General features: G+C 38.5%; 6 protein-coding genes. 4 read left to right on the forward strand and 2 right to left on the reverse strand.

The window, feature by feature from the left end; all coding sequences use genetic code 11:
* Nucleotides 1–158: 158 nt before the first annotated feature.
* Together ACIR131C_RS27105 and ACIR131C_RS0111755 are read right to left on the reverse strand one after the other, a co-directional pair.
* Nucleotides 159–1067 carry a pentapeptide repeat-containing protein gene (locus ACIR131C_RS27105; RefSeq protein WP_051347549.1) on the reverse strand — a complete coding sequence of 303 codons (909 nt, stop codon included), beginning with the start codon at nt 1065–1067 and terminating at the stop codon, nt 159–161.
* Between the two features lie 226 nt (nt 1068–1293).
* The gene (locus ACIR131C_RS0111755; protein WP_028090350.1) at nt 1294–2247 is read right to left on the reverse strand and encodes a M48 family metallopeptidase; all 954 of its coding nucleotides are present in this window, start codon (nt 2245–2247) and stop codon (nt 1294–1296) included.
* Nucleotides 2248–2380: 133 nt separating this feature from the next.
* Here ACIR131C_RS0111755 and ACIR131C_RS0111760 point away from each other — a divergent pair, with 133 nt between their 5' ends.
* The 4 genes from ACIR131C_RS0111760 (at nt 2381) to ACIR131C_RS26785 (ending at nt 7073) form a co-directional block, all read left to right on the forward strand.
* Nucleotides 2381–3940, forward strand: a complete 1560-nt coding sequence (locus ACIR131C_RS0111760; protein WP_028090351.1) for a helicase C-terminal domain-containing protein — start codon at nt 2381–2383, stop codon at nt 3938–3940.
* Nucleotides 3941–4021: 81 nt separating this feature from the next.
* Entirely contained in the window at nt 4022–4240 is a 219-nt protein-coding gene (locus ACIR131C_RS0111765; RefSeq protein ID WP_028085204.1) for a DUF2839 domain-containing protein, read from the forward strand.
* 160 nt (nt 4241–4400) lie between these two features.
* Complete coding sequence (locus ACIR131C_RS0111770) at nt 4401–5147, forward strand: creatininase family protein (protein ID WP_028090352.1); 747 nt, start codon at nt 4401–4403, stop codon at nt 5145–5147.
* Between the two features lie 378 nt (nt 5148–5525).
* Entirely contained in the window at nt 5526–7073 is a 1548-nt protein-coding gene (locus ACIR131C_RS26785) for a serine/threonine-protein kinase (protein WP_028090353.1), read from the forward strand.
* Nucleotides 7074–7155: the final 82 nt, after the last annotated feature.

Genomic DNA, 7155 nt, shown 5'->3' on the forward strand with positions numbered 1-7155 from the left:
ATTAAGATGTACCTCATAAAAGCGGAAACCCCTGTATCATCAAGTCTGCTATTAACTACAATATACTTTAGTCATGATCAACAACGCCAGTAGTAGTATAAAGGTTTGAGTCTCTATTATGGCATTTTTAGTCTGAGATTTCAGTAATTTTATTCCTCTTAATCATGAATTGACCCATCTGGCATTGTAGCTCCTGTGAGGTCGGCTCCTGTGAGGTTGGCTCCTGTGAGGTAGGCTCCTGAGAGGTCGGCTTCTATGAGGTCGGCTCCTGAGAGGTCGGCTTCTATGAGGTCGGCTTCTATGAGGTTGGCTCCTGTGAGGTTGGCTCCTGTGAGGTTGGCTCCTGTGAGTTTGAATCCTTTGAGTTTGAATCCTACGAGGTTGAATCCACTAATATTAACTTTAGTTAAATCAAGACGTTTATTTTTTAAATCTGGGTGTTTACGTTCTACAATCACAGTTAAACACGCTTGAATAGAAATTCTAAGTTTTAGGAATTTTTCCTGATCTTCTGGAGATTGTGACTCATTTTCTTTTATAATAGGTGCATTCTGACGGACAAAAGCTGTCAGAACTTCCATAATTGTCCATTGGTCTGGTTCGGAATCTCTCGCAATTCGTTCTAAAGTATAAATTCCACCTAATATAATTTCAGGTTTATCACTCCCAAGCTGTTCAATAGCTTTAGAAAACCTTTCTGTAATTTGTTTTTGATTTGCGGCTTCTGCATTTTTATTTGCGGCTTCTGCATTTTTATTTGCGGCTTCTGCATTTTTATTTGCTGCGTCTGCATTTCTATTTGTAGCCTTTGCAGTCTCTTCCATAGCCTCTGCACGTCTACCTGCAAAGTAAACATTAACAATTACTGCCCCTCCACTAATGAATAAACCTAATATTTTAAGACTTTCAACAATATATTCATATTTGTTTCTTAATAAATCTTCTTTGTCAGTAGTTAAAATCATTGAGATGAAATAAACTGTAACAGCAACAGCTATGAAAAACAAAAATATAGTTCCAGCGATCGCCCAATTTTTAATAAAATCGTTTTTATCATCTGTGGACATAATACAATTTCTACTCCCTGTGTAAAATGGCTTTATCAAGTAAGCAATGCAAAATACAGACATTTTAGTACATTAAGGAGCAAATATACTAGAATAAGAAAAAATTTTATTGTTAAAATAACCTTAAATAACGGCAGAAAAATTAAAATTTATTCATTCTCAGCAATTAGAACCCGCTTTATTAATTTAGACCCTGACTTCTACAAGAAATCAGGGGTTTTGTCATTTATTTTTTGACTTTGTTAATTTCCTCTTGTAACCTTTCAATTTCCTTTCGTAACTTTTCCACTTCATTATCAGATTTTGCCGGTGTCACATCAACTGCACCAACAGGAGAACGCTGATAATTACCCCTTTTAATTTCCTGGTATTCTTCTGATACCGCCCAACTGCGTAAATAGTGCAAGCGTTCCACCGGAAAAGGATGACTTAACATCATTCCCTGAGCGCCATTGTAGATTAAAAACTTATATACTTGATTCAGCCCGTCATCATCTAGTGCTTGATATTTTTCTGACTGCTGAATAAATTCCTGTAAACTACATTCATGGGCATATTTATTACTACCTCCAGAAAGTTTCATCATAGATGACATGACTGGATTTAAATCATCCATGACCAATAAAGCCGCTCTATCAGCCGATAACTCAGCTTTGCGTCGCCACTCAAAAAAGGCATAAATCAAGGCTTGACTGACAAAATTACCTAAACCCAAGGTTAATTCACCCAGGACAGAAGCGGCATTCATCGCCCACATCGCCATTTGGATTAAAATAGTATGACCGCATTTAATATGGCCTAGTTCATGAGCCAACACCGTCCGCAGTTCCGACTCATTGAGTAACTCTAGTAACCCAGTGTTAACGACTATATATGGGTTGTCTTGTCCTAGTGCGTAACTATTGACTTGAGCATCTTGGGCAATAAATAATGTCGGTTCACTGCTAATGTCCAAATCCCGGACACATTCCCGGAAAATCTGGTAAATACTAGAATATTGCCGGGGTCCGACTTGTATGGAGTTACCCATTAAATAAACAAGTTGAGGGCGTTCATAGACAAATTCTACAAATTTACGAGCGATTAAGTCAAAGCCCGGTAAACTGCGTAAAGCTTGTTCTGCTTGGGTATCTAATGGATGTCTGAAGGCTGCACTGGAAATTCCTGTATAAGTTGGCATAATTTAGATAATAAGTTGGTTGTGGGTTGTGGGTTGTCCGTTGTCCGTGGTTCGGAATTTCTATTCCCTCTTGACTCTTGATCATGTTCATGAGGTAGTTTCAAAAAAACACTTGTTATGGAATATAAAGCGCGTGATTGAAGCAGAAGTTCATTTATCATTACATAACTTCCTGCGATCGCAGGCGGGTTTCCCTTCTTGGCCTCATCATTTAACCATGGCTAGGTTGGTAGCACGCGCTTTGCGTTTGGGACGCAGCGCTTTAATTCAAGTTGGGGCGGGTTGTGGACACCAAGGCCGATATCGCACCAGTTTTATCGCCTCTGCTTTAATGTGGCATGGTTCTGTAATTATTGTCACCTCGGAAACCGTACAGCAACGGTTGTTAAAGGTAGAAATTCCCCGACTCCAGCAGTGGCTACCAGCGAATAAATCCATTAGAACTGGTGACACTTGGCCAAGTCCCGATTTTCAGGGTTTGCTATTGATTTCCCCCGCTGCTTGGTTGAAGGGACAATTGGCTCATAACAATCCCTTTCCTGCTCATATTCCCACAATTATTGATGGTGTTGACGATTTAGAAGATTGGGTGCGTTTTCAGTTAACTGAAACTATTCAACCCCAGGATTGGGATCAGTTAATGCTCGCTTATCCATATCAAGTTGAGTTAATTCGGGAAGCTAAGGTACAACTGACACATCAATTATTTCAGCACCCGGAAAATCCCTATCACTGTTATCTAATTTCTCAGTCAGAAATCGAAATTTTACAAGGTTTATACTTATCTTTAGAGCCAAATCATCTTCCTGAACCTTGGCGGAATTTCTGGCAAAAAATCCCTAATTTACAAGATTCTTGCCTCGGTTCTACCTCTGACTTTCCCCTGTTCTGGGCGACTATTGCTCGTCGTCAAGGGTTATTTTCTTTATATTATGCTCCTATAGAATTAAGTAAAATCATCGCACCAATTTGGCAGCGTCAACCTGTAGTATTCATTGGTAGTGCTTTAGAACCAGAAACGGAAGCACCCCTTTTTCGTCAACGTTTGGGTTTAGAAGATGTTACCTGTTTAAAGTTTGCTGCTGATAGTCAAGGAGAAGCAATTCAACTTTATGTTCCTTATAAGTTGCCTTTACCAAATACACCGGAATTTCAAGGAGCTTTAATTCATCAAGTTCGTACTTTAGTATGTTTGAGTGCCACAGCCCCAGGAATGACGGTAATATTGATAGGAGACGTGCCACTAAAGGCTAGGGTAGGGGCAATTCTGGCCTCGGAATTTGGTTCACGGGTGCTGGTGGAAAAGACTTGTTTAGATGAAAATGGGATTTTGATTAGCGGTTGGGAATTTTGGCGTGAAAATCAAAGTGTTTTACCAGCGCCCAGATTATTAATTATTGCCACTTTACCCTTACCATCTTTAGAAAATCCCTTGGTAGCCGGTAGGGTAGCTCATTACAAGCGATCGCATCAAGACTGGTTTCGTTTATATCTGTTACCAAAAGCCATGAATGAATTACAAAGAGCGATCGCACCTGTACGCGAGAATCAAGGTATTGTAGCTTTATTAGATACTCGTGTTGTTAACCGCAGTTATGGAGCGCAAATTCTCTCTTCTTTGAGTCCCTTAGCACGTTTAAACTACCTTGATCCTAGTTTATTTTCCACCAATAATGAAGATGATTCTAGTTAATTAATGGCGACAATCATCAACTAATAACTGATTTCTATTAAAATCTAAATTGAACTTGTCAAGAAAGTCAAGGATAAAATTATGGGTGAAGCAAAACGCCGTAAAAATTCACTAGGGGAAGAATACGGACAAAATACTGCAAGAATATTACCTTGGGTTCCCATTACTAAAACTCAAGCTTCACAATTTGTAGCTATCACTACTCGTGGTGCATGGATAGGTATTGGTACTATGGTTGTTGTCTGGATCACAATCAGATTTATTGGACCTGGTTTTGGCTGGTGGGAAATTGTTGGTTAATTTACAAATGAGATCCCCGACTTCTTTTTTTAGATTATGTTTGATATTATAATTAATTAGTAAAGATAATTATAATATGAATATATTTCAGAAGTGGGGATTCTGGGAATGATAATGATTTCAATGATTTAGTTGTAAACTGCTTAATTTTTAATAAAAAATGCTCTTACATTTAAGCACTTGGCCGGAAGTTGAAACTTATTTACAAAAGTCTTCAGGGATTATTTTACCCATTGGTTCAACAGAACAACATGGACCAACAGGACTAATTGGTACAGACGCAATTTGTGCAGAATCTATATCAAAGGGTGTAGGGGAAGCAACTCAAGCAATGGTTGGGCCGACAATTAATGTGGGAATGGCTTTACATCATACAGCTTTTCCGGGAACAATTAGTTTACGTCCAAGCACTTTAATCTTAGTAGTTAAAGATTATTTAACCTGTTTAGTCAAAGCTGGTTTTACCAAGTTTTATTTTATTAATGGACATGGGGGAAATATTGCGACTCTCAAAGCTGCTTTTTCTGAAACTTATGCTCATTTAGAAGACCTACAAATTCCCAATTTTGCCAAAGTTAAATGTCAAATTGCTAATTGGTTTATGGCTGGTTCGGTTTACAAACTCGCCAAAGAATTGTATGGTGATCAAGAAGGTTCTCATGCTACTCCTAGTGAAGTAGCTGTTACTAAATATGTTTATCCAGAAGTAATTAAAAAAGCATTTCTTTCTCCAGAAGTTGCTGGTGGACATAACATTTATGGTGCTATTGATTTTCGTTCTCGTTATTCAGATGGTCGTATGGGTTCAAATCCAGATTTAGCAACGACTGAACATGGTAAACTATTTTATGATTTATCTGTGGAGGAACTGAGTCAGGGATATTTGGAGTTTCTCAAGGAGGAATAGGTTTTTCTCACCCAGGGGTGTTTAAGGAACACAGAGAGAAGTTAAGATGAGGATGATACAAATTCATTATATACACCTGATGAGGATGTTTTAAAAATTGATGGCTAGGCCATGCAGGCTATTGGTGAATATCATCATACTTGTCTATGTCCGTGGGTGAAAGCTACTGTATAAACTAACTCCATCTACCTACGTGGAATAAGGTAAAATCAAGGCTTTCTAATCTAAATAGATAAGTTGAGTCTGTGTATTCCTTTGCATAACCTAGCCTATTGAAAGCATCTTTCTTATCTGCTTTAAAAGTATAAATTTAGACTTTGCAAACACTCTCTTAAATCTTACAGATACTTTAGTCCTAGACATCCTGATTCTGATATTATGCAAGCTTGGATACCTAACACACCACTACAGAATGGACAGTATATCATTAAAAAGGTCATCGGCGCTGGTGGCTTTGGTGAAACCTATTTAGCACTAGACACGGAGGAAAACAGGTTGGTTGTAATTAAAACTCTCAACCGTCAACAACAGGAAAAACCAGATTTTGCAAAAAGACAAAAGAAGTTCCGTAAGGAAGCATTAGACCTATCAAAATGCTATCATCCCCATGTTGTCAGAGTTTACGACAATTTTGTCGAAGATGGACTTTGGGCTATTGTCATGGAACATATTAATGGGTACAATTTACGAGCTTATCTCAGTGAAAATGGGTGGTTGTCAGAAACGGAAGCTTTGCGCTATATTGACCAAATTGGACAAGCTTTAGAATGTATTCATGAACGGGGACTTTTACACAGGGATATTAAACCGAGTAATATTTTGTTGCGACCCAAAAGCAATGAAGCAGTTTTAATTGATTTTGGGTTAGCGCGGGAATTTAAACCTGGTAAGATCAGAAGCATGACAGAGGTGAAAACGGAAGGTTATGCACCTATAGAACAATATCAACGTCACGGACATTTTGGTTATTATACAGATGTTTATGCTCTAGCTGCAACTTTGTATACCTTGCTAACTACCAGAGTTCCTATTCCTTCTAATTATCGCGCTGAATATGATGTACTTTTACCACCGCCGAAAAAATATAATCAACAGATTAGCGATCGGGTAAATGCTGCTATTATTAAGGGAATGGAGTTAGAATCCATAAACCGTCCTCAAACTGTGCGGGAGTTTCGGGAGTTGTTAGGTTTGTCGGTTGAACCTGTTGCGAATATTCCCACACCACGTTGGGTTGAACCTGTTGCGAATATTCCCACACCAGTTTTGGTTAAACCCGTTGCGGATATTCCCACACCACCACCGGTTTATTATCCTCCCGTTCCGGTACAGCAAAGACAGCAGCAAAGTATCTCTAGACCTAAAGGGAAAAGTTATTCTTCTTTCCTATCTAAGGTGAGACAAATTTTCACTCGTCAAAATTCTACTCCTCAATCTGTAAATAAAGAGCTAAAATTAAAATCATCCTCTGGAATGGACTATAGAAAACTGCGTGACTTACTCGCGGCCAGGAAGTGGCAGGAAGCAGACAAGGAAACTTTACGAGTAATATTAGCAGTTGCGCAGCGGGAACAGCAAGGTTGGCTGAACACTAGTAGTATTGATAATTTTTCCTGTGAAGACCTTCGCATTATTGACCAGTTATGGGTAAAATACAGTAATGGTAAATTTGGGTTTTCTGTTCAAAGAAAGATTTATCAAGGTTTGGGTGGAACGAGAAACTACGACAAGAAAATTTGGGAAGCTTTTGGGGACAAGGTAGGTTGGAGAAGGGGAGGACAATGGTTCTACTACCAAGATATTACTTTTGATAACAAGACACAAAAGGTGCAGTTCGGAAACTTTCCTCGTATGTATAATAAAAAGTATATGTATATATTGGTATATATGTTGATCTTCTCTCGCGTTGAGACTTGTAAGTTGTAACACGACCTATAGAATTAAGTGGCATTGCTGAATTAGGGTATGATAAAGGAAAGGAGCGATCGCTAAACAGGATAATAATTCC

Source organism: Dolichospermum circinale AWQC131C (genome assembly GCF_000426905.1).
Classification (GTDB): Bacteria; Cyanobacteriota; Cyanobacteriia; order Cyanobacteriales; family Nostocaceae; genus Dolichospermum; species Dolichospermum circinale.